Origin of the sequence: Leptospira gomenensis (assembly GCF_004770155.1) — a bacterium.
GTDB lineage: Bacteria > Spirochaetota > Leptospiria > Leptospirales > Leptospiraceae > Leptospira > Leptospira gomenensis.
Map to the genome: position 1 here is coordinate 15,325 of NZ_RQFA01000080.1, position 22,953 is coordinate 38,277.

At 44.3% G+C, this 22,953-nt stretch carries 16 protein-coding genes; 5 read left to right on the forward strand and 11 right to left on the reverse strand.

Features of this window, described 5'->3' with window-relative positions; genetic code table 11:
* Positions 1-133: 133 nt before the first annotated feature.
* Positions 134-1,726, reverse strand: a complete 1,593-nt coding sequence (locus tag EHQ17_RS17610; protein WP_135590952.1) for a methyl-accepting chemotaxis protein — start codon at positions 1,724-1,726, stop codon at positions 134-136.
* A gap of 102 nt (positions 1,727-1,828) precedes the next feature.
* Positions 1,829-3,418, reverse strand: coding sequence for a methyl-accepting chemotaxis protein (locus EHQ17_RS17615; RefSeq protein WP_135590953.1), 1,590 nt, complete (start codon positions 3,416-3,418; stop codon positions 1,829-1,831).
* Positions 3,419-3,787: 369 nt separating this feature from the next.
* Between EHQ17_RS17615 and EHQ17_RS17620 the strand changes: the two genes are divergently transcribed.
* A complete protein-coding gene (locus EHQ17_RS17620; RefSeq protein WP_135590954.1) occupies positions 3,788-4,243 on the forward strand; it encodes an OsmC family protein in 456 nt (151 codons plus the stop codon).
* A 28-nt stretch (positions 4,244-4,271) separates the two neighbouring features.
* On the opposite strand, the gene EHQ17_RS17625 is transcribed toward EHQ17_RS17620, so the two are convergent.
* From EHQ17_RS17625 to EHQ17_RS17635, 3 genes are all read right to left on the reverse strand, one after another.
* Positions 4,272-7,424: a SpoIIE family protein phosphatase gene (locus EHQ17_RS17625; protein WP_135590955.1), complete on the reverse strand. Its 3,153-nt coding sequence runs from the start codon at positions 7,422-7,424 to the stop codon at positions 4,272-4,274.
* Between the two features lie 186 nt (positions 7,425-7,610).
* On the reverse strand, positions 7,611-9,071 hold the full coding sequence (locus EHQ17_RS17630) for an NAD-dependent succinate-semialdehyde dehydrogenase (RefSeq protein WP_135590956.1): 1,461 nt from the start codon (positions 9,069-9,071) through the stop codon (positions 7,611-7,613).
* Positions 9,072-9,209: 138 nt separating this feature from the next.
* Positions 9,210-10,994, reverse strand: coding sequence for a GMC family oxidoreductase (locus EHQ17_RS17635; protein WP_135590957.1), 1,785 nt, complete (start codon positions 10,992-10,994; stop codon positions 9,210-9,212).
* A 163-nt stretch (positions 10,995-11,157) separates the two neighbouring features.
* On the opposite strand from EHQ17_RS17635, the gene EHQ17_RS17640 reads away from it, so the two are divergent.
* The 4 genes from EHQ17_RS17640 (at position 11,158) to EHQ17_RS17655 (ending at position 15,881) form a co-directional block, all read left to right on the forward strand.
* On the forward strand, positions 11,158-12,597 hold the full coding sequence (locus tag EHQ17_RS17640) for a flavin-containing monooxygenase (protein WP_135590958.1): 1,440 nt from the start codon (positions 11,158-11,160) through the stop codon (positions 12,595-12,597).
* Entirely contained in the window at positions 12,584-13,615 is a 1,032-nt protein-coding gene (locus EHQ17_RS17645; protein WP_135590959.1) for an alpha/beta hydrolase, read from the forward strand. The genes EHQ17_RS17640 and EHQ17_RS17645 overlap by 14 nt, the downstream gene beginning before the upstream one ends.
* Positions 13,616-13,708: 93 nt before the next feature.
* Entirely contained in the window at positions 13,709-15,052 is a 1,344-nt protein-coding gene (locus EHQ17_RS17650) for an alkaline phosphatase D family protein (RefSeq protein WP_135590960.1), read from the forward strand.
* A gap of 1 nt (position 15,053) precedes the next feature.
* Positions 15,054-15,881 (forward strand): alpha/beta hydrolase, encoded by an 828-nt coding sequence (locus tag EHQ17_RS17655; RefSeq protein ID WP_135590961.1) that lies wholly within the window; start codon positions 15,054-15,056, stop codon positions 15,879-15,881.
* A gap of 22 nt (positions 15,882-15,903) precedes the next feature.
* Here EHQ17_RS17655 and mtnP read toward each other — a convergent pair whose 3' ends face one another.
* From mtnP to EHQ17_RS17685, 6 genes are all read right to left on the reverse strand, one after another.
* Positions 15,904-16,767 (reverse strand): S-methyl-5'-thioadenosine phosphorylase, encoded by an 864-nt coding sequence (mtnP, locus tag EHQ17_RS17660; RefSeq protein ID WP_135590962.1) that lies wholly within the window; start codon positions 16,765-16,767, stop codon positions 15,904-15,906.
* Between the two features lie 99 nt (positions 16,768-16,866).
* Positions 16,867-18,435, reverse strand: a complete 1,569-nt coding sequence (locus EHQ17_RS17665; RefSeq protein WP_135590963.1) for a methyl-accepting chemotaxis protein — start codon at positions 18,433-18,435, stop codon at positions 16,867-16,869.
* Positions 18,436-18,557: 122 nt separating this feature from the next.
* On the reverse strand, positions 18,558-19,343 hold the full coding sequence (locus tag EHQ17_RS17670) for a helix-turn-helix domain-containing protein (RefSeq protein ID WP_246057615.1): 786 nt from the start codon (positions 19,341-19,343) through the stop codon (positions 18,558-18,560).
* An 87-nt stretch (positions 19,344-19,430) separates the two neighbouring features.
* The gene (locus EHQ17_RS17675; protein ID WP_135590964.1) at positions 19,431-19,901 is read right to left on the reverse strand and encodes a PaaI family thioesterase; all 471 of its coding nucleotides are present in this window, start codon (positions 19,899-19,901) and stop codon (positions 19,431-19,433) included.
* A gap of 125 nt (positions 19,902-20,026) precedes the next feature.
* Complete coding sequence (locus EHQ17_RS17680) at positions 20,027-21,607, reverse strand: methyl-accepting chemotaxis protein (RefSeq protein ID WP_246057616.1); 1,581 nt, start codon at positions 21,605-21,607, stop codon at positions 20,027-20,029.
* A gap of 212 nt (positions 21,608-21,819) precedes the next feature.
* Positions 21,820-22,929, reverse strand: coding sequence for an alpha/beta hydrolase family protein (locus tag EHQ17_RS17685; RefSeq protein WP_135590965.1), 1,110 nt, complete (start codon positions 22,927-22,929; stop codon positions 21,820-21,822).
* Positions 22,930-22,953: the final 24 nt, after the last annotated feature.

Here is a 22,953-nt window from a genome sequence, read left to right on the forward strand (position 1 = left end):
TATTCGTCGTCCCGCGTTTCTCCGTCTCCGATCCGAATGAAAACTCCCGCATAGGAAGAGTTCATTCGTAATTTCGAATTTTTAAATTATGTATCATAGGAAGCGCGCTGAAATCGGGATCCGGCTCGAAGATTCATTCCGCGTTGACCTTGGTCAACGTGTTCGATTGTGAATCCAACTCGAGAATGATGTTCGCGAGATTTTCACTTTTTTCGGTCAGCGATTCCATGGAATTCTGAAGCATAACGATCGCATTTACGATTCCAGTAAGACCGATTTTTTGTTCCGTGGACGCGAGTTCTATTTCCGAAGACAAGGATCGCAAGTGGTCCAGCTCTGAAAAAAAACGGGAGTTGATCGTTCTCTGTTGTTCGAACAGTTTCGAGAATTCGCTGAATCTGGAAAACAAATCCTGAAATAGGACGTCCTGTTCTTTTACGTGTTCGGCGGTAGTCTCCGCGGATTTTCGGCCGGTCGATACGTGATTGGAGGAATCGCGGATGATCTTCGAAATCAAATCAGCGTTACCGGCGCTGCTTTCAGCAAGTTTCGACACCTCTTGCGCAACTACCGCAAATCCCTTACCGGCATCACCCGCACGCGCTGCCTCGATCGAAGCGTTCAAAGAAAGAAGATTCGTACGATCCGCAACCTCCGACATGATACGATTCACTTCTCCAACGCTACGGAAAGAATCTCCCAAAGAAGAAAGTGATTTCGAAAGATCCTCGACGAACTCCGTTACCATCGAACCTGATTTACGGACCTTATTCATACTCAGATCCAAAGTCTCGTTGAACTGCGCTATCTTATCTATGATCGATTTTAAACTATCCGTATGATCCAGAAGACTTGCAATTTGTTTAAACTGTTTCTGAACCGTATCTGCGGAACTTTCCGTTTGCGATTGAAATTCCTCCATCGTAGAACTGATCTCTTCGAACGAGGACGCGTGATCCGAAACCAAAACCGAAAAATTATCCATAAATTCCTTTAGATTTTTCGAAGACATTTTCAAATATACGGCAGATTCGTTCATACGTTTCGTTTTTTCGTTCATCGATCGATGCGATTCCTCTAATTTACCTTCCCTTATTTTGGAATTGTCCCTCAGTTTTAAAAAAAGCGTTACGAGAAATCTCAAAATCAAAGAGGAAGTGAACATGAATAGTATTTTTAAAAACTGCTCCGAAGGGGAGGCGCTTCCGATCGAAGTGGAAAGTATCGGATCGATCACGAAATTCAATCCGTTTAAACCCGCGAGCAAGATGACGATCGACTGAGTTAAAGCGGAAATAAAACCGATCAATAAAACGAAATTGGGAGAAAGTAATAGGGTGGAACAGATGATATAAACGAAACCGATCGCCGTTAAAACCTGGTTACGAACCACTCCCGCGGAAAGTTCGGGTTTATCCGCGGCGACTACGGCCATAGAGGAAAAAAAGATAAGAACGTCCGCGACTAATAAAACCTTACTTTGAATTTCGGTAAAGCCGTTTTGATATTTGATTTTATAATATCCGTAAAGAGCATAAACGAAGATCGTCGTTATGCCTATCAGATACGAAGCGTTTTGCGCCGGACTGTTTTGTTTCCAATTTACGGCCTCGGCAAAATAGAAAAGAAACACTAAAATTAAACGGACATGGTTGATATAGATCGAACCGGACGCGATAATTTCCTGATCGGATTGTTTGATTTCATTGTCGATGACTTGTTGCATCGACCCGGAATATCGATTTTACTCAGTTTCTCAAATCATTTTTCGCAGTATGAACTTATCTTTATATATCGAATTATAAAAGCCTTGCCGCAGGGACCGCGTTTACGACTCTCCGATTCGAGTCAACGAATCCGATTGCGCTTCCAATTCCTGAACGATTACAGCGAGAGTGTCGCTCTTTTCCATCAAGGAATCCATGGAGGATTGGAGGGATGAAATCGCTTCCACGATTCCGGTAAGACCGATTTTTTGTTCCGAAGAGGCAACTTCGATTTCCGCGGAAAGTGCGCGGAGTTTATCCAAGGTTGAAAAGAACTGAGTATTAATCTGTCTTTGTTGAACGAACAGTTTGCTGAATTCGTCGAACCTCGAAAATAGATCGCGGAATAGGACGTCCTGTTCTTTTACGTGTTCGGCGGTAGTCTCCGCGGATTTTTGACCGGTCGATACGTGATTGGAGGAATCACGGATGATCTTCGAAATCAAATCAGCGTTACCGGCGCTGCTTTCAGCAAGTTTCGACACCTCTTGCGCAACTACCGCAAATCCCTTACCGGCATCACCCGCACGCGCCGCCTCGATCGAAGCGTTCAAAGAAAGAAGATTCGTACGATCCGCAACCTCCGACATGATACGATTCACTTCTCCAACGCTACGGAAAGAATCTCCCAAAGAAGAAAGTGATTTCGAAAGATCCTCGACGAACTCCGTTACCATCGAACCTGATTTACGGACCTTATTCATACTCAGATCCAAAGTCTCGTTGAACTGCGCTATCTTATCTATGATCGATTTTAAACTGCTACTATGTCCGATTAAAGTTTCGATATTGCTGAATTGATTTTTAACGCTTTCCGAAGAATTTTCCGTTTGCGATTGAAATTCCTCCATCGTAGAGCTGATCTCTTCGAACGAGGACGCATGGGAAGAAACCAACAACGAAAAGTCCTCCATAAATCCTTTGAGATTTTTCGACGAACCTCTTAAGGAATCCGCCGATTGCCTCATTTTATCGCTTCTTTCGTTGATGAGTTTATGGGATTCCTCTAACTCCTTCTGTCTCATCTCCGAATTTTCGCGCAGACGTATAAAAAGTTTAACCAAGGTCCGAACGATGAACGTACACGCGAACACGGCTATGATTTTGGTTACCTGTTCCGAAACGGAAGCGTAACCCAAAGAACTGGAAAGAATAGGATCCTCGACCAAAATCAATCCGTACGATACGCAGGTAACTACGATCAACACCTGAGTGATCGCGGAAAACACCCCGATAAAAAGGATGAAATTCGGCGACAACAACAACCCGGATACGATGATATTCAAAAAACTGATTCCGAAAATGAAGGCGTTTTTTATCACTCCGGTAGTGTGGTTCGGATGCCCCATCGCCGCACCGACCATCGCCAAAAGAAAGACGAGCGCATCAGCCGTGAGAAACACCTTACTCAGAGTATGCGAGATGTTCCCCGAAATTTTCATTCTAATAAAACAATATATACAATACGCCAACATCGTAGTTACGCCCACCAAATATACGGTGACTTGAGCGGCGCTGCTCCGATTCCAACCCATGGCTATCGATGAATAATAGAGGAAAACGAGTACAAGACGGATCCAGTTGATGTATCTCGGACCGGAAGCGATTATCTCTTCGTCGGTTTTTCTTTGTTGTTCAATTTTCTGGGACATGTTAATAAGAACGGCTATCAAAAGCCAAAAATCAATGGTTTTTCCAAAAAGCGAACTTACGCTTTATCATAAATCCGGATTTTCGATTTATCTAAACGTAAAGAGACGAAAAAATATCGGCGCTGGAAATAATTTTGTGAAAATTTTTTAATAAACGAATTCCGCGAAATCGTAGGTTGACGCCTTTACGAATCGACCGGATTTTTGAGTTTACTTTTCCTCGGGTGGAACGTTTTCCTGAAACGAAATAAAGTCGAACCCGCGATTAAAAAAGAATATTTTTACGAAACGGAAAACTTGTTACTCTTTCCCTAATTACCGACGGATTTAGGGATTGCTCCGGTTTTTCGATTCAAAGGAGTGTATCACATGTCCGAACACAAAGTCGGTTTATCCTGGAAAAAAGGACCCGAAGAATTCAAATACGAATCGTACGATCGAACGCATACGGTCCGTTATGCGGGGGGACAAACGTTAAGTGGTTCTTCCACCTTGGAAACCTACGGAAAGGCCGAATTTGCCAATCCCGAGGAGATGTTGGCCGCCGCCGTTTGTAGCTGTCATTTTTTGACCTTTTTGGCGGTCGCGGCGAAAAGCCGATACGTTGTCTCCTCTTACGAAGACAACGCGATAGCTATTTTGGAAAAAAACCAGGATGGAAAAATGGTCGTTACGAAAGTCGATCTCTATCCCGTTGTTCGATTCGAAGGGGAAAAAATTCCCGATCATGAAACCTTAGAAGGACTTCACGAAAAAGCTCACAGGAACTGCTTCATTTCGAATTCCATCCGAAGTGAGGTAAACATCCATATCCAATCCGTTTAAAAGCGGACTACGTTTTTTAGTTTTCCGCCTAAGATACGTTTTGCGAAAACCTTCGAAGTACGTCTTGAATCTTGAGTATAACCTCGTGATTCGGATCTATGGAAAGCGCGATGTCCACCATTTCCATAGCGCGTTTGTAGTTTTTCAAAGCGATATAGACTTGGGCAAGGTTGATTATGTTCTTAAGGTGGGTCGGTTCCCGTAAACGAAGTCTTTCCCCGAAGTCCAACGCTTTTTGAAAACTTCCCGACCTTCTCGCTGCGGTCGAGGCGATATAAAGGATTTCCTTATCGACGGGTTTAAGATTGAGATAATCCTCCGCGTAAAGAGCCGCGTTTCGATAGTCTTTTTTCTTTAAGAAAAGACTTACGAAAAGTTTTTTCACTTCGGGAATCTGATTGTTAAGCGACTCGGCTTGTTCTAGATACGAGACGGCCTCCTCTAATTCCTTATTGTTTGCGCCATCTTTCGCTTTTCTGAGCAACTCTCGGATCTGTTCCCGTTCGTGCGCCTGCGCGATTTTAGATTCGCTCAAACTTTCCTTAAACGAAACCCGTACGAGAGAAAGATCGTCCGTGAGGGAACCGTGGGATTTTAACCCTTCGTAGATGGATTGTAATTCTCCTCGGGCATCTTCAACCTGTCTAAGGAAAAGTTTTTCATCGTCGTTGATGATCCTTCCGCCTTCCTGATCCGTTCCGACAAGCAGATCATCGCGACCGTCGGACCCTGCAATGATGATATCTCCCGGTTCCATCTGAAACGTTTTGATGAAAACGGTTCCTTCCATTCCGGTGGTTCCTAATTTTCGAAACATCAAATCGTCTTCGATAAAACTCGCGATACCGTCCCGATATAAGACCGTCCAAGGATGTTCCGCGTTGATAAAGTAAAGCAAACCTGCGTCGTCGTCCACCACTCCGAGAACGAGAGAAACGAGCATGGATCCGTCGAAACTTTCGAAAACCTTATGCAGTTCGAGAAAGGCGTTTTTGAGCCATCGTTCGGGAGATTGTTCCTTCATATTCGCGGCCATTCTCGTTCTTTCGATGATGGATTCGAAAACGGCGCCTAACACCAACGCGCCGCCGGCCCCTTGCATGGATTTTCCCATCGCATCCGCGTTTAAAAAAACCGTATAATATCGGTCTTGTAACTCGATGAAGTTGGAAATGTTGATGTCTCCGCCGATTTCGTCGTTAAAACGACGGAACGAGAATTTTTTCTTTTGTTCGATCAAAAAATCGACTTTAACGTTTTCCTGACGAGCCTTGTTGGAACCCAATGGTTTGATCAAAAGCGAAGTGAGGAAGTAATCGCCGTCTTGTTGTTGTTTGAGTTCCCGCACTTCCTCCAAAGTTTGTTGTAGTTCTTTCGTACGTTCCTGTACTTTCTCCTCAAGCTCGTCGGCGTATTGTTGAAGACGTTTTTTAGCCGCTTGAATCGATCTCGCCATTCTGTTAAACGAACGCGCGATAAAACCGATTTCATCCTCCACCTTCACCTGAAGTCTGTATTCCAGGTTTCCGGAATTCGCCTCCCGTAAACCGATTACGACATCTTCCAACGGATTCAAAAGCGCGCCTTGAAAGAAAAAACGGAAACCGACAAGGACCAGCAAAAGTATACACAACGCGGAAACGTATAGGATTTTTCCGGTGGAATGTAGGAATTCCCGCAAAGACTCGTACCGAAATCCGACGTCGTAAATTTTGCCGTCGGGAGAAACGTAAAAATAGGAAATAAAATGTTTCGGAATTTTTCCTCCCAATTCGTAGATGCGTTCCCCTTTATAGGTTCTTTCATCCTGTTTACGGACCTGAGTCAAAAGCGATTGGATGATTTTTTCGCGACGAGTCGTATCCGAAACACTCGAGTGAAGCGCGTTCCGTTTAAGTTCCTTCAAAAATCCGGAAAGACCGGGCGTTTCGGAATGGAACAATTTTTCCAGTGCGGAAGAATCGTTTTTTTCCTTCGGCGGAAGATGAAAGAATTTATTTCTTAACACTACCAGTTTCTTTTCCAAGGTTTCGAAAAAAAGTTCGACGTCGGTTCCGGAAAGATTCTCCTCCTTACGATCCGCGAGAAATTCCTTCAGACCCGCGCGATACGCTTCGTAATCCGGCGGAGAGTTCGCCAAAATTCCTTCCGCTTTTTCTAAGAAAACCTTTTTGGGAAGCGAGGGAAGCTCGAATAACGTATGCGAGATTTTAAAAAAACGGAACTCGCGCAGAACGTCTACGTTTGGTTGAATGCCGACGTTATTCAGAAATTCAGTGGCTGTGTCGTTTTCCGGATCGTACCGAAACACGTAGACTACGTCCTTGGAAACGTCCGTTCCGGATACGGAAAGCCTCGCCTCTTTTCTTTTGATCAAATCGTACGAAGTTTCGTATTCGTTGAAAATAAACAAACTTACGATCTGCAAAACGAGAAAAAAAGTCGCTAAGGTAATTCCTATAATTCTCGCGAGAATGGAAGTCTTTTCGCTCGTATAGTTGATGTAACCGACCAGAATCACGAATAAACCGATCACGAGTGAAATATCCAAAACGGTCTGATACAACTCACGCGAAACCGCTCCGTCGCGACTCATCGCGTTCAATACTCCCGGAAATAAAGTGATGATCGACAAAGGAATCAAAATGATTCCGGTAATGATCCTATCTTTGGCCTTTAACTTGATCATTCTCCAAATTCCGATTCCCATAAAGAAACCGGTATAAACGAGAACCATCGCGGAATAAACCTTGTAGAAAAGATTGATCTGAAAGTCCCAATAGTGACCTGAAAAATAAAACACGCGTTTGGCGGAAAAAGATTCGTAAAAATACCAAGCACACATCGCAAGAATCACCGAAATAGCGAGGATAAATCCCGTACGAATCACTTTTTTAGAAACGGGTTCGGGATAATGAAAGAAAAACATGATCAAAAAAAGAAGTCCCAAAAACGGGGAAGGAATCACAATCCATCTGTGGAATACGGACCAAGGTCCGTAAAAAGGAAATCCGACCATATATCCGAGATGAAAAATTCCGAGCCAAAGCAAACCGAAACACAGATACAAAGTGCCCGATGCCTTTTCCTGAATGGAAAAAAAGAAGAATACGGTGAATCCGATAAAAAGAACTCCGACAAGCGAAGCCAAAGAAAAATAATTAAGATAGATTGAGTCCATGGCAGGCACTCTACAAACATCTTAAAACCGACGTCGTCAAGCAAAAAGGAATTTCGAGTGAATGTTATACGTTTCTAACCGTCGCAAACGGCTTAAAAATTAATCCGAAAACAGATACGGGCACAAAACGAAACGTTATCCCGTTTCGAATCCCATCGAAAGAAACTAACGTCGATCGTTTCACGGTTAAAATCCGCCGATACAGACATATTTGACCTGAAGATATTCGTGAATTCCGTATTTCGATCCTTCCCGACCGAAACCGGATTCCTTAATCCCCCCGAACGGAACCTGTTCGCTCGATATCAGTCCTTCATTGATTCCTAAAATTCCCGATTCGATCCTTTCGGAAAGAATTCGCATTTTCTTATAATCGTTGGTGTACGCGTACGCCGCCAACCCGGAAGGAGTGGAATTTGCCGCTCGTATTCCTTCTTCGAAGGATTCGAAACGATAAACGGGCGCGATCGGTCCGAAAATTTCCTCTCGAAAACAAAGTGAATTCTCCGAAACGTTCGAAATCAAAGTGGGAGAAAAAAATAATGTCTTCTCTGGAAGGCGCTTTCCGCCGAGAAGAAGTTGACCTCCGTTTTGTAGCGCGTCTTCTACATAACCTTCCATCTTTTCGATGGCCGCTTCGTTTATCAACGGGCCGATCGTCACATCCGGATCAAAACCGTTTCCCGTTTTCAATTTGGAAACGGATTCGGAAAAGAGTCCTATAAAATCCTCGTAGATCCCGTCTTGCACCAGGAAACGATTCGCACAAACGCAGGTTTGTCCTGCGTTTCGGAACTTCGAAAGAATCGCTCCTTTGACGGCGGCTTCCAGATCTGCGTCGTCGAATACGAGAAACGGAGCGTTACCTCCCAACTCCAAAGACAAACGTTTTAGGGTTTTAGAAGAACGTTCCATGATCGACTTTCCTACGCGAGTGGATCCGGTAAAACTTATCTTTTTTACGTCATTGTGATCGATCAAAACGTTTGCGATCTCTTCCGGATAACCCGTAAGGACCTGAAAAACTCCGTCCGGAATTCCCGCTTCCTGAGCAAGAGCGACTAACGCAAGTGCGGAAAACGGAGTCAACTCGGAAGGTTTAGAGATGACCGTACAACCAGCAGCCAAAGCGGCGCCCGCTTTTCGGGTGATCATCGATGAAGGAAAATTCCAAGGAGTAAGGATTCCACAAACTCCGACGGGATGTTTGAGAACTTCTATTTTCGTATCCTTTCTATGACTCGGAACGATATCTCCGTAAGTGCGTTTCCCTTCTTCCGCAAACCATTCCAAAAAAGAGGAGGCGTAATCGATTTCGCTTCGTGCTTCACTCAAAGGTTTTCCCTGTTCCAAAGTCATAATCACGGCCAGGTCTTCGCGGTTTTTTCGCATCAGATCGGACCAACTTCGGATCAACAAAGACCGTTCCTTTGCCGGTCTCGAGGACCAATCGACGAACGCTTTTTTAGAGGTTTCGATCGCATCAAACGTTTCCGCTTTTCCTAACGCAGGAACGGATCCTAAAATTTGTCCGGTAGCGGGATCCGTTACTTGAATCGTTTTTCCCGATGCGGCGTCCTTCCAAGCTCCCGAGAAAAACGCTTGTTGTTTCCATAATTCCTTACGATTTATCGATTCAAAAACCACAACATAACCTCGTTTCCCTTTTTATCCGTAAAAAGAGGAAAGAAAAGAAGAATACTTACACCTTTCGTTTTTTAAGGAGCGTTTTTCGAGAAAGACGCGTTATCCCTTCGTTCAGAATAAATTATAAAATTCTAATGTTCAACGCTTGCCCGACCGTTTTTTCGTTTTAGGAGAAGCCTTATCCCCGACGACCTTCTTTTTCGGGGAAGCGATTTCCTTGTCCTTTTTGCCGAATAAAACGCGTGAAATACCGAACTTCATTTCGAACTCGAACCGGCGGATTCGTGCACCTTCTTTGGGAGGAATCAAGGACATCGCCCTTTCGGTAAGAGCCGTGATCGAAAGACTCGGATTAACCCCGAGGTTTACCGTAATCATGGAACTGTCGCAAACCCTTAAATTACGATAACCGAAAACCCTATTTTCGAAATCGATCACACCTTCCTTCGGAGAATCTCCCATGATACATCCGCCCATAATATGACCGGTAATCGGAGCGTTTAACAGAACGTCGTTGATGGAACTTCTCGGAACTCCGCCTATCTTCTTAGCGATTTTGCGCGCGGTGTCGTTGGCGATAGGAATATAAGAAGGGGTTTTTTCGCCTTCGGTCAAAGTGGAACTCATCGTTTTTTCGAAAGGCCAAATCCACCTTCGTTTCCGAACCAGTTTGATCCGGTTGTCCAATGTCTGCATCACAAGAAGGATCAGTGAATTTTTCGCGAAGCCGAAAGGCCAGGACGCTTTTAAGAAATAGATCGGATCGGTAAAAAGAGTGATAAAATACTTCAAAGGTCTCGGAATTTTTCCGCCTCCATCGGTGAGAACCGAGGCGATCGTTCCGAAAAAATCGGATCCTTTCGGATAACGTACAGGCTCCATATGTGTGTCTTCGTCCGGATGAATCGACGAAGTAATTGCAACTCCTTTGGAATAATCGGACGAATTTCCGAAGTCGGTGATCGCAAGAACCGTTTCACTGTTCGTTCGGACGTTGTCGCCCAAACGCGGAGAAAGGCGGGGCAAATTCCCTTTTTCCTTCATCTTGGAAAGTAAACCGACCGTTCCCATAACCGCAGCCGAAAGAATTACGTTTTTCGCATATAATGTTTTTCCCGGAAAACCGAAAAATCCGGTCGTAGATCTGGTTCGGATTTGATAACCGAATTCTCCGTTAGCCGAAGGATCCGGACTTCCGTGGACGTTCAACGGTACCAACGAAATCGCTTTTGTTTCGGGAAAAATTTTCGTTCCTAACTTTTCAGCGAAGAAAAGATAATTTTTATCTAATGTGTTTTTCGAATCGAATCGGCAGCCTACCATACATCCGCCGCAATGATTGCACGAAGTTCGATCCGGACCGTCCCCCAGAAAATAAGGGTCCTTTACGAACATCCCCGGTTTGTCTCCGAAGAAAACCCCGACCGGCGTAGGACGAAACGTATCGCCTCGACCCATCTCTTCGGCGATTTCCTTTAATACGAAATCGGATTCGTACAATTGCGGGTTTCGGGTAACGCCTAACATGCGTGATGCGATCGAGTAAAACGGAAGAATCCCTTCCTTTCCGCCCAACTTCCGGAAGGTAGGAGAATTCAAAACCTTATCACCTGGAACGTAAAGCGTATTGGCGTATACGAGGCTACCTCCGCCTACTCCGGCGCCGCTTACAAGAAAAAAGTCTTTCAAAAGATTCAATCTTTGGATTCCGTAAAAACCGATCCGGGGCATCCAAAGGTATTTGTTAAGCGACCAGTTCGATTTCGGAAAATCCTCAGGTTTCCAACGTTTACCAGATTCGATCACGGCGACGTCATATCCCTTCTGACTTAAGCGCATCGCCGACACACTACCGCCGAAACCGCTTCCGATTATTATGAAATCGTAATCATAGTGAACATTTGTTCTTTTTTCTTGTTCCATAAGTATCTCAGTAGTATTTTAAGGTTTAGTAAATTCAAAACTTTTTTTAATTGACTCTTCGGGATTTTAACGCCGTATCATTATCGAAACGTATCCACAAAGAACCAGCAGGTTTCACGCCTGTTCTTTTCACTTCGGATTAAATTGTATAAAGGAGCGGAATATGTCCTCATTGCCCCGCGTTTGTGTCATCGGTGCCGGTTCAAGCGGAATCACCGTCTGTAAATCCTTACAAGATAAAGGAATCGAATTCGATTGTTACGAGGCGGGAAGCGAAGTCGGAGGAAATTGGCGATTCGGCAACGACAACAAGATGAGCAACATATACAAATCTCTTCATATCAATACGCATCGAGATCGTATGGAATATAGGGATTATCCGATGCCGAAAAGTTACGCCGATTATCCAGGGCATAAGAAAATTCTGGAATACTTCATCGACTACGTGAATCATTTCGGATTTCGTAAAAGAATTCACTTTAAAAATCCGGTCGTTGAAGCGGATTACCAAGAAGACGGAACCTGGTTGATCACAACCGGTGACGGCAAACGGAAATACTACGACGCACTCGTGGTATGCAACGGACATCACTGGTCGCAAAAATGGCCGGATCCTCCGTTTCCGGGTAAGTTCACGGGTAAGATCATTCATTCTCATTCGTATGTGGATCCGGAAAACCCGATCAAACTTACCGGCAAACGTGTGGTCGTTTTAGGAATGGGAAACAGTGCCATGGACATCGCGGTGGAACTTTGCAGACCGGGTGTTGCTGCAAAGGTTTTTCTAGCCGCAAGAAGAGGAGCTTACGTCATTCCTAATTATCTATTCGGAAAACCGCTCGATAAATCCACCGAGCTGATTCCGGTTCACACGCCGTTTTGGTTAAAAAGTTTTATCATGAGTCTTGTACTTCGTTTTGGAGTCGGCAAAATGGAGGATTTCGGTCTGCAAAAGCCGGATCATAAACCGGGGGCCGCCCATCCTACGATTTCGCAGGATATTTTGGTTCGTTTAGGAAGAGGAGACGTGATTCCGAAACCGAACATAGAATCGTATAACGGAAATAAGGTGAAGTTTACGGACGGAACCGAAGAGGAAATCGACGCCGTAATATATTGTACGGGATATAACGTAAAATTTCCGTTCTTTAGGGAAGGTTTGATTTCCGCGAAGGACAATCATCTTCCCTTATTTCATCGCATGATAAAACCTGAATTTAAGAATCTTTTTTTCGTAGGTTTATATCAACCGTTAGGGGCCATTATGCCTTTGGCAGAATTCCAAGGAAAATGGATCGCCGAATATCTCACAGGAAATTATCGAATGCCGTCGGTCGAAGAAATGAACCGTTCCATCGAAAAATACGAAGCGAAGATGAAAAAACGGTACGTAACATCTTCCAGACATACCATGCAGGTCGATTTCGAGGATTTTTTATTCGATATGAAGTCCGAATTCAAAAGAGGGAGCAAACGAGCGAAGAAAAGCGGAAGTATTCCGAACGTCGAGGCGATCGCAAAACACAAACCCGTTGCCAAAAACGGAACCGCAGTTTCAAAGAACGGAGCAAAAAAGAAGGCCGCCGCATTTGCAAAAATTTGAGAGTTTTCTTTTACGATGGATATTGCGTCTTCCCGAAACGATTCTAAGAAAATTATCGGGAGGGGTTCGGCAAAAACGGGGAAGGACACTGGATCCGAAACTTCAGATGGCTTTGTGTTTGGCGAAAACCAAACCGAATATCGAAACTTTACTTCCTTCCGAAGCTAGGAAATTTTACCGGCGATCCGTAGGGATGTTCGATCTTCCGAAGGAAAATACGTATCGAATCGAAAATTTTTCGATTCCGGTCGAAAGCGGGAGAATCGGAGTTAGACTCTATCGTCCTTCGGAAACCGAAGACCCGGTTCCCGCGTTGGTATATTTCCACGGGGGAGGTTTTGTGATAGGCGACCTGGAAACACACGATTCTTCTTTGCGATATATATCAAAAATTTCGAATATTATAATTATCTCAGTCGATTACAGACTCGCACCGGAACATAAGTACCCCTCGGCGGTAACGGACGGTTTTGCCGCGTATCTATGGATCGTTTCTTTTGCGAAAGCACTGGGCATCGATCCGAAGAAAATCGCCGTGGGCGGGGACAGCGCCGGAGGAAACATCGCCGCAAACGTCTGCATCTTATCCAAAAAAAAAGGATCGAAATCGCCTTCCTTTCAAGTTCTTGTTTATCCGTATCTCGATCTTTTTCGGCTGAATTCGAGTCGGAAAGAATTCGGAAACGGGTACGCACTTACGAACGAACTCCTCGATTACTTCAACAAACACTACTTAAATTCTCGGGACGAAGGAAAAGAAACCGTCGCTTCTCCGATATTTCATAAAAGATACGGTGACTTTCCGAAGACCTACGTTCAATTAGCGGGTTTCGATCCGTTACAGGACGAAGGAATGGAATTCATAGATTCGCTTCAAAAAGCTGGAGTTAGCGTCCGATTCACCCGGTACGAAACTTTAATTCACGGTTATTTTAATTTAGCGGGAATGATTCCCGAAGCGAAAAAGGCCTTGGACGAATTGGCTTTATTTTTGAAGGACGGATTTAAAATCGAATAAGGGTAAACGAATTTTTTTTCGAATCCGACTTTATCTTGAATTTTTGAAAACGTCCGCCACACTACCGATACTTCTATTCGGGAAACGATTTTTATGATCATTAAAATTCCATTTCGCTTCGAATTTTCGTTTCGATTTTTATTCTTGTATCTTTCGATCGCGGGATCGTTCTCCGCAAACGCAAACCCTTCCGTTCTCGTTTCAGGTCCGATGCTCGGCTATTCCACTCTAAAAGAGGTTATGGTATGGGTACAAACGGATAAACAGTCCTCAGTTACATTAGTATATTATGAAGTTCAAAATCCTAAAAAAGTTTTTCGATCACAAGAAGTGACGACGAGGGCCGAATCGGGATTCATAGCGAAATTGATCGCCGATAAGACGGAGCCGGGTAAACGTTATAATTACGACATAGTGATTGACGGAAAAAAAACGGAGGCGAAATACGAACAGTCGTTTCGAACACAGTCCTTCTTTGCGGCCGGTCAAAATCATCCCGATTTTACCTTCGCATTGGGAAGTTGTGCGTACGTCAACGAAACCGAATTCGACGTACCTGGAAAACCTTACGGAGGCGAATATTTCATCTACGGTTCGATTCTTTCGAAAAAACCGGATTTTATGCTTTGGCTCGGAGACAACATTTATCTCCGAGAAACGGATTGGGATTCGAGAACCGGTTTTTTTCACAGATACAAACATCAGAGAGGCATTCCGGAATTAGCTCCTCTTTTAGCATCGGTTCATCAATACGCGATTTGGGACGATCACGATTTCGGTCCCAACGACGGCGATTCCTCTTTTTGGATGAAAGATACGGCGGAGGAAATGTTCAAACTTCACTGGGGAAATCAAAACTTTTCCAAAGAAGGCACTTACGGTTCCTTTACTTGGGGTGACGTTCAGTTTTTTCTTTTGGACAATCGGAGTTTTCGAACAGCTAACAACAATAAGGCGATAGGACCGCGACAAATTCTCGGTGAAAAACAGTTTCTTTGGCTCGTAAATTCCCTCGCTTTCTCGAAAGCCACGTTCAAGTTCATCGCCGTCGGAGGACAATTTCTGAATCCGAACGCCGTCTTCGAAAACTACGCGACGTATCCAGAGGAAAAATCCAAAATCCTCTCCGCGATCCGCGAGTTAAAACTTAAGAACGTCGTTTTTTTGACCGGGGATAGGCATCATACCGAATTGAATCTTTTATGGGAGGAAGGAAACGAACCGATCTACGATTTTACGGTTTCGCCGTTGACGTCGGGTTATTATTCTCCGATCACCGAAAAAAACCCTCTGCGTATAGAAGGAACTCTTGTGGATCGTAGAAATTTCGGAACGATCACGGTCGCCGGAAAAAAAGGAGAGAGAAAATTGTTTTTGAAAATTTTCGACGTGAACGGTAAAGAACTTTGGAACCGGGAAATTTCGGCGAAATATTAGAATGAAACGACCTATGGCTGTAGCGCTTATCTTGATCTTATTTTTCGGAGCCGCGATCTTTTTTACCGGTTGGAATCATCAGCACAAACTGATTTTTTTTCCGGAAAAACTTCCCGAGAATTTTACGTTTTCCTTTCGGGATCCGTTCGAAGAGATCGTTTTAGCGACAACGGACGGAGAAAAAAGTTACGGAGTTTATTTTCGATCGGAAGTCAACGAATCCGAAAAAACGATCCTTTACTTTCACGGAAACGCGGGAAGTCTCCGAACATGGGGCGCAATTTCCGAGGATTTTCTTCCCTTAGGTTGGAACGTTCTCGTTACCGATTACAGGAGTTACGGAAAAAACACGGGAACGTTATCCGAAACATCGATGTATTCAGATGCCGAATTGTGGCTCGATCATCTAAGGAATAAAAAAAAGATAAAAGATTCAGAAATCGTAATTTACGGTCGTTCGATCGGAACCGGAATAGCGACGGAATTGGTTTCGAAACATCCCGATATGGTCCTGTTTTTGGAAACCCCTTTTACCGATCTGCCGTCCTTGGCAAAAGTATATTATCCTTTTTTAAAGAATTGGATGTTTAGGTTCCGGTTTCAAAATTTGGAAAAATTAAAGAAAATCCGATCGAAAACGATCCTGTTTCACGGAACGAACGACGAAGTCATCCCTTTTGAACATTCCGAAATCATATTCAAAAAACTGAAAGAACTAAATCGAAACGCGGAGTTACACGTCATACCGGGCGGCTCGCACAACGACTTATCCTCGTTTCCGGAATATCATAAGGTTTTGAAAAAAAGCCTCGATGAAATCCGGCGATGAAGTTTAAATCGAGGGTTCGGATTTAAAAGTATTCTGGAAAAAGCGATTTTAGCTTTTTCACCGTTTCCGGATTTCTTTTTTCCGGAGCGGTTACTATGGAATATTTCGTGCTGTTTTTCAGACTAAGATCGTCGCCGTTTCCGATCACGTGAATCAATTCCGCAAGAAGTTTCTTTGCGGTTTCGGCGTTCTTCCCGAGATTGGCGATGACCATTTCCAAAGTTACGGATTCTTCGCCTTCTCTCCAACAATCGTAGTCCGTGGACATACAGATCATTTGATATGCGATCTCCGCTTCTCTCGCCAACTTCGCTTCCGGAAAAACGGTCATATTGATGACGTCCGCTCCCCAGGAACGATAAAGGTGCGATTCTGCTTTGGTGGAAAACAACGGCCCTTCCATACAGATCAGCGTTTTATCCGTATGAATTCCCAATCCGATTTTTTTGGCGGTCGCTTCGATTCGTTTCGCCAAATTCGCGGAAAAGGGTTCCGCAAAAGGCGCATGAACTACGACTCCGTTTCCGAAATACGTGGAGTTTCTGCTTCTGGTTCGATCGATCACTTGCGAAGGTAAAACGAAATCCAAAGGTCTGATCTCTTCGCGAAGACTTCCGACCGAACTGAAGGCGACTATCTCTTCGACTCCGAGCTGCTTTAATGCGCAGATGTTCGCGTGATTCGGAACTTCGGAAGGTGAAAGAAAATGACCGATTCCGTGTCTCGGTAAAAATGCGATCAACTTTCCTTTGTATTTTCCGATTTTTATTTTATCGGAAGGTTTTCCCCAAGGAGTATCCGGATGGATTTCCTCGATCAACTCCATTCCGTCCAGACTGTAAAGTCCCGTTCCTCCGATAATCGCCGCTTTTACGTTATAAGACATGAATCCACGCTCCTAAAGATGAAGAACCCTCTCTTCACGGTCAGTTTTGGAACGTGGATCTAAATTGTAAATCGTAAGTGTTTGAGAGCACCGCTGGATTTAAGCCACGCTTAGATTTTTCAATTCGGAGGATTGCGCTCGGATTTTTTCCACTTCGAATTGAAGTTTGCCGGACTCTTGATTGATCTGGTTGATTTCTTTTTCAAGGTGGGTCATGGTTTTTACCATCTCTTCTTGTCCGACCATCTGTTCCTTCGTGGATTGGAAAATTTCTCCGGAAAGTCGTTTTACCCTTTCCACTTCAGACGTGAAATTCCGGATGATCGCTCTCTGCTCCTGATAAAGTTTACTCATCTCTTCGATACGATTCACCGTCTCCGAAATTTTTCCTTTTTGACGTTCCGTAAGATCGCCAGTATCGAAGGAAGCCTTGTTCGCTTCACCGATAAACTCTCTGGATTTCTTCACGATCTCGGAGATGTTTTTCGCGTTTTCGGAGGTGAATTCCGCGAGTTTACTCACCTCGTTGGCGACAACGGCGAAACCCCGTCCCGCGGCACCCGCCCTTGCCGCTTCGATCGATGCGTTGAGCGCGAGAAGATTGGTTTTATCAGCGATCTCTCCCATGATCTGATTGATCTCGTCCACTTTGTTAAACGAATTGGAAATGTTCTGTAAAAAGAAATCGGTTTTACCGGCGGCTTCTGACACGTTTTCCATGTCCTTTTTATTCTCGTTCGCGTAGGAACCGAGATCTTTCGAGAACTGGGCGATGCTTTCCACGATATCGCCGAGATTTTTGGCCTTTTGATCCAAGTCCACCAAACTGCTGTTTTGCGTTTCTATGGAAGCCGCAGTGTTTTGTGAGGCGGCGGAAAGTTCCTCTATCACTGCGTTCACTTGTTCGAGAGAAGCCGCCTGCGATTCCATCTTTTCTCCGGTACTGTTGATGAACTCGGCGAAATTCTGTATGGAAGTTTCCAGAGTTTCGGCGGAAACGTGAATCGCTTTTTGGTTGGTCTCTAATTTTTGAAGAAAGATTCTACTTTCTTCGGCGAGTTTTCCGGCTTCCTCGGACAACTTCGTAAACATATTCATTAGCTGTGCGAGGATCAAACCCGCCGTAAAAACGAAAACGATTTTGATGATTTCTACACTCGTAGTCAGAACTCCGGGTTTTCCCCCGAGACTCGGATCTTCCGTAAGAACTACTCCGAAACGAACTCCTACGGTCAACGCGGTTGCGGCGCCGAGAGCACCCAAAATACCGATCAAAATCACGAAACGTTTTTCGCCCAACAACCCCGCGTATATATTGATGTAAAAATAGATGAAGAATAAGATCACGTTCTTCATCACTCCGGCAGCCACTTCGGGAGAAATCATCGCATCGAAGATCAAGGTCGAGCTTAAAACGGAGGAATCCATAACCACGGAAAGTTTTTGAATCGATTTCGGAACGCGACCGAAACGGTTCCAAACAAAAATCGCGACGCAGTAAACGCCCATTACGAAAGTTCCGGCGGAATGAATGATCAACTGAGTAGGATTGAATGCCCGCAATGCCCCAAGGATGGATAAGGTAAAAAGAATCACTAAACCGAGACGGATTCGATTGATCAAAACGGCACCGTTGTTTTGGATTAATTCAAGCGATGATTGACTCATAGTCCTATAGGAAGAAGGAAATTTTTTATTTCAAACAGATTCCAGATTACGAAATGAGTTTTTAATATTTCAATTTTGTTGCAAACGGACACAAAGCCGGATCGCGAATATTCGAATATTATTTAATAGATATCTACGATACTCAAGTGTTCGTCCATCACGTTCCAACGAATAGGTTCGTTTTTGGAAAAGACGGCCGAAGGAGAAATACCGAAAATTTCGCGGAATACGTTCGTAAAGTGCGATTGATCGTAAAAACCCGCGCCTAACGCTGCGTCAACGAAGGAAGAACCTCCGTTTAAAGCCAAAGCCGCACGTTTTACGCGGAACCATTTTCGGAAGGCCCGGATGGGAATGCCGATCGTATTACGAAACTCGTGTTGAAGCCAGGAAGGAGACATTCCGGCCTTATATGCAAGTTTCTGAATGTTAATCGTTTCATCCGGATTTTGTACGATCCATCGTAAAACACGGATTAGTCGTTCGTCGTAGCCCGAATTCGTTTCGGAAACTTTTTTTTCACCGAGCAAAAAATGTCCGTCGAAGGAGTTCGGATAAGTCGTAGTGTATAAAACCTGCTCGCAACTGCGGATCAGCTTTGAAGTCCAGACTGGATCGGAGGAAAGTCCTTTGCGCCCCGCTTCGTTCGACAATAAAGTGCCGATTGGACTACCCGGATCGGCGAATAAAATTCCTACGTTTCCTTTCCAAGTCGTTTCGTGATTCAACCTACCGTCGAAGACGAAACAACGGGAGCGCATCCAATCGGAATTTCCGCGGACACGTTTTTTAATATCGGAATCCAAACCTACCACGACCGCGGAAGTAACCGTGGAATGAAATTCCAGATCCGGAAGTTTTCCCACGAAAAGAACCGCTCCTTTCCAGGAACAAATCACGTTGCTCACGATTCTAAAGTAGTATTGACGGTACGGTTAGCAATCAAATCTCGGAAACAAAAAACGATCGAACTTAAAAAGTCACGAACCTTACGATCAACGGGGTTCGGCGATCGCGTACCGATACTTTGCCTGAGCGGTGCGTTTGTTTTCTTCGTTGAAAAAATCGCAAACGTACTTGAGTAATTTTCCCTCTTTAGAGACCAGTCTCGCCTTAACTCGAACCGTATCCGTTCTTACGGGACGCAAGTAACGAATGGAAGCGTCCATGGTAAAGGTTCTCTCTCGTTCGTTTTCTATGTGAAAAAAAGCCATGATCGAAGTCATAGTATCACCCACGCTGAACAAACAACCTCCGTGCATAAAACCGTGTAGAGCCCGATTTTTTTGTGCATAAGGAATTTCCGCTTCCGAAACCTCCGCGTTTACTTCGAGCAGCTTCATGTTGGTCGCGCCCGGATGACACTGATCGATTAAATTCTGAGCCTGTTCCACCAAAGAACAATTCTTCTTGAGCGTAAAAATATCGCTCGGTACGTTATGGGATAATAAATCCAGAACGTTCATCCCTTTCTCCTTTTAGGAATAGAATACAACGAGGGACGCCCGGAATCTTGGAAAAACGTGCAGCAAGTCTAAAAAACGAAAATTCTTCGGTCGGAATTCCGCCTTCCGTCATCGGAACGCCGCTTTTAAACGACGCTCAGTGCCTTTAAATCCTTGGACTGAGTTCGGATCCGCAGAACCCCGTCCTGAATCTTTCCGGATTCCCGAGCGATTTCGTTGATTTCCTTTTCCAGTTCGATCATCGCTTTCATCATCTCGACTTGTCCGGTCATTTGTTCCTGCGTGGAATAAAAAAGTTCATCGGAAAGAGTTTTGACCTTGCTCAAACTCCGTACGAAATCCTGAACGATCGCGGTTCCATCCAGATAGAGACGATTCATCGCTTCGATCCTGGAAACGGTTCCTACGATTTTGGAATTTTGACTTTCCGTTAATTCTCCCGTATTCCGAGAAGAACTGTTTGCCTCTTCGATGAATTGGAGGGATTCCTGAACCACTTTGGAAATATTTTTCGCATTGGAAGCGGTGAACTCCGCGAGTTTGCTGACTTCCTGCGCTACGACTGAAAATCCTCTTCCCGCACTTCCGGCTCTCGCCGCTTCGATCGATGCGTTTAGGGAAAGCAGATTCGTTTTATCCGCGATTTCTCCGAGGATTTGATTGATCTCATCCACTCGGTGAAAGGAGTTGGAAATATTTTTCAAAAACATATCCGTCTTTTCCACGGAGGTTTTTACGTGCTGCATATCCTCGTTGCTTTCCTTAGCGTTGACCTCCAAGTCTTTGGAGTATTCCGAAATTTTAGCGATAAGATCCAGAAGCGTTTGCGACTTACGGTTGAGTTCGATCAGATTCTCGTTTTGAATACGGATGGAATCGGTGTTATTCTCCGAGGATTTCAACAACGTGTTGATGACTGCATTCACTTCTTCGAGGGACGCCGCCTGCGATTCCATTTTAGAACTCGTCAAACTGGTGAACTCCGAAAAGTTCGTGATCGAAGTTTCCAAAGTTTCCGCGGAGGTATGGATCACCTTTCTGTTATTTTCAAGTTTGGTGAGAAAGTCCTTATTCTCTTTATAGTAGGAAGCCGCTTCCCGATAAAGATCGTCGAAAAGGTTCATCAAACGGTACAATATATAACTGACCGCGACCATAAAAATGATCTTCGTTATCTCCGCGCTGAGTTTTAAATATCCCGGAGCGATGTTGATTTTATTGTCTTCCGAAAATTGCAGTCCGTGCAGGATCGCGTTGACCAATCCCGCAGAATAACCGACCGCACTAAAAACCCCTACGAAAAATACGAACTTCGGTTTTCCCAATAAACCGGAATCGACGATGATAAAATAATATACGGAATATAAAATCGCGTTCTTCAAAACGGGAGCGACAATTTCTGCGGAGACCATTCCGTCCAAAAAGATCGTCGCGCTCAATAGAAGGCTATCGAAAAGAATGAAAAGATTATGAAGCCAAGGTTTTACTTCGAATTTTTTGTAAACGTAAAACCCTATAAACGTATACACGCACATAAAAAGCGCAATCGCCGTATGGTTGATTTTGATTTGGGGATGGAGATTTTTATAACTCGACGCTAAAGACAAAAGCATCAACACCATGATCCCGAACCGGGAATAATACGTTAATACCTCTCCCTTCTTCCGGATGGATTCGATGGATTCTTTTGAGGAATGGTTGGACATAGTCCAACCATGAACAGAATTTATTATTCGTAAACGAAAACTGTTTTCTGACCGGCCTTCAGAGTAAACATCTTATAAAAAGACATTTTTACGCTTGGGAGCGGAAAAATCGAACCGCAAAGATTCTATTCAATTTGAAAAACGAACCCGACAAAAGACTGACTAGTTATAAATTCAAATTAATAGTATGAACTACAAACTAAATGGAACCGTTAGAATCTTGGATTCAAAGAGTCGGAAAAAGGTTGTTCGAAATAATTTTCAGGATGAAGCGGGGTCGGTGTGTTTGTGACCGTCATCGATTGAACCGGTGTGCCGTCGGAATAGGCACCCATATAAATTTGTTCCGCCGAACCGTTACCCAAGGCGATGTTTTTTGCGGAAGAAGATCCGTTGAACGAATATTCCGCGAGAGCCTCGAGCTGTTTCCAAACTCCGTGATAATCCAACGCATCCAAATTTCCAAGACCGATCACTGTATTCTTAATCGGAGTATAATGATCTGCGTTCAAAAGATATCCTTGATACGTTTGGGAATTTAGAATTTGGAAATTCTTTTCCGAAGCTCCGATTCCGATGTTCGTAAAGATATCGATCGCCATCCGATTGTCAACGACGTCGTCCGTATCGTAAATCTGAACGATTAGTTTCGTAGAATCCGTGAATTGACCCAATTGTGTATCATCGATGGCAAAGGAATACCAAGGCGCCGATAAAAAAATGAAAGAACCGTTGGATCCCCAACCCTTCATTATGATTCCTTGATGTGCCAAATAAGGAGTCGCTCCTCCGCCGTACGAATGTCCCAAATAGCCCACGCGTGTTGTATCCATGATTCCGTCGAATTGACCGACAGCGTAATCGATTCCATCCAACATAATTTTATAATTTTCATTCGGATCCCTTCGATCGGATATGTAGATCGGAAATACCACCGCATAACCTTTGGAAACGTAGAAATCGATCAACGGATAATAAGCCTCCGCAGAAGGAGAACTAAACCCGTGGATCAGAAATAATACGGGGACTTTCGAAGAGACATCGGAAGGATAATAGACGCATACGTTTCTGGGCGCGCTCGGATTCTGCAACGCGAACGAAGATACCGATCGACTTCCTCTGGATCCGTAACCTTCCTGAATCGGAGAAACCGGTCCGTAGTAAAACGTAGGCGATACCGCGCAGGTGTTGATAAGATACGGATACGAAAGCAAAGTCAGACTTTCGAAGAGAGGTTCCCAAACCCGATCCTCGACACTTTCCGCAGGAGGTTTACAGAAAATCAGAAAAAACAAGAAGACTGCGGAAACCGTTCGTTTCATAATAACTCTCCCTCGAATACGTTC

Bases quoted from the DNA above. Each gene is read 5' to 3' on its own strand.
- EHQ17_RS17625 (WP_135590955.1), bottom strand. From the start codon at position 7,424: ATGGACTCAATCTATCTTAATTATTTTTCTTTGGCTTCGCTTGTCGGA.
- EHQ17_RS17650 (WP_135590960.1), top strand. From the start codon at position 13,709: ATGATCATTAAAATTCCATTTCGCTTCGAATTTTCGTTTCGATTTTTA.
- EHQ17_RS17680 (WP_246057616.1), bottom strand. From the start codon at position 21,607: ATGTCCAACCATTCCTCAAAAGAATCCATCGAATCCATCCGGAAGAAG.
- EHQ17_RS17615 (WP_135590953.1), bottom strand. From the start codon at position 3,418: ATGTCCCAGAAAATTGAACAACAAAGAAAAACCGACGAAGAGATAATC.
- EHQ17_RS17620 (WP_135590954.1), top strand. From the start codon at position 3,788: ATGTCCGAACACAAAGTCGGTTTATCCTGGAAAAAAGGACCCGAAGAA.
- EHQ17_RS17665 (WP_135590963.1), bottom strand. From the start codon at position 18,435: ATGAGTCAATCATCGCTTGAATTAATCCAAAACAACGGTGCCGTTTTG.
- EHQ17_RS17610 (WP_135590952.1), bottom strand. From the start codon at position 1,726: ATGCAACAAGTCATCGACAATGAAATCAAACAATCCGATCAGGAAATT.
- EHQ17_RS17675 (WP_135590964.1), bottom strand. From the start codon at position 19,901: ATGAACGTTCTGGATTTATTATCCCATAACGTACCGAGCGATATTTTT.
- mtnP (WP_135590962.1), bottom strand. From the start codon at position 16,767: ATGTCTTATAACGTAAAAGCGGCGATTATCGGAGGAACGGGACTTTAC.
- EHQ17_RS17685 (WP_135590965.1), bottom strand. From the start codon at position 22,929: ATGAAACGAACGGTTTCCGCAGTCTTCTTGTTTTTTCTGATTTTCTGT.
- EHQ17_RS17655 (WP_135590961.1), top strand. From the start codon at position 15,054: ATGAAACGACCTATGGCTGTAGCGCTTATCTTGATCTTATTTTTCGGA.
- EHQ17_RS17635 (WP_135590957.1), bottom strand. From the start codon at position 10,994: ATGGAACAAGAAAAAAGAACAAATGTTCACTATGATTACGATTTCATA.
- EHQ17_RS17640 (WP_135590958.1), top strand. From the start codon at position 11,158: ATGTCCTCATTGCCCCGCGTTTGTGTCATCGGTGCCGGTTCAAGCGGA.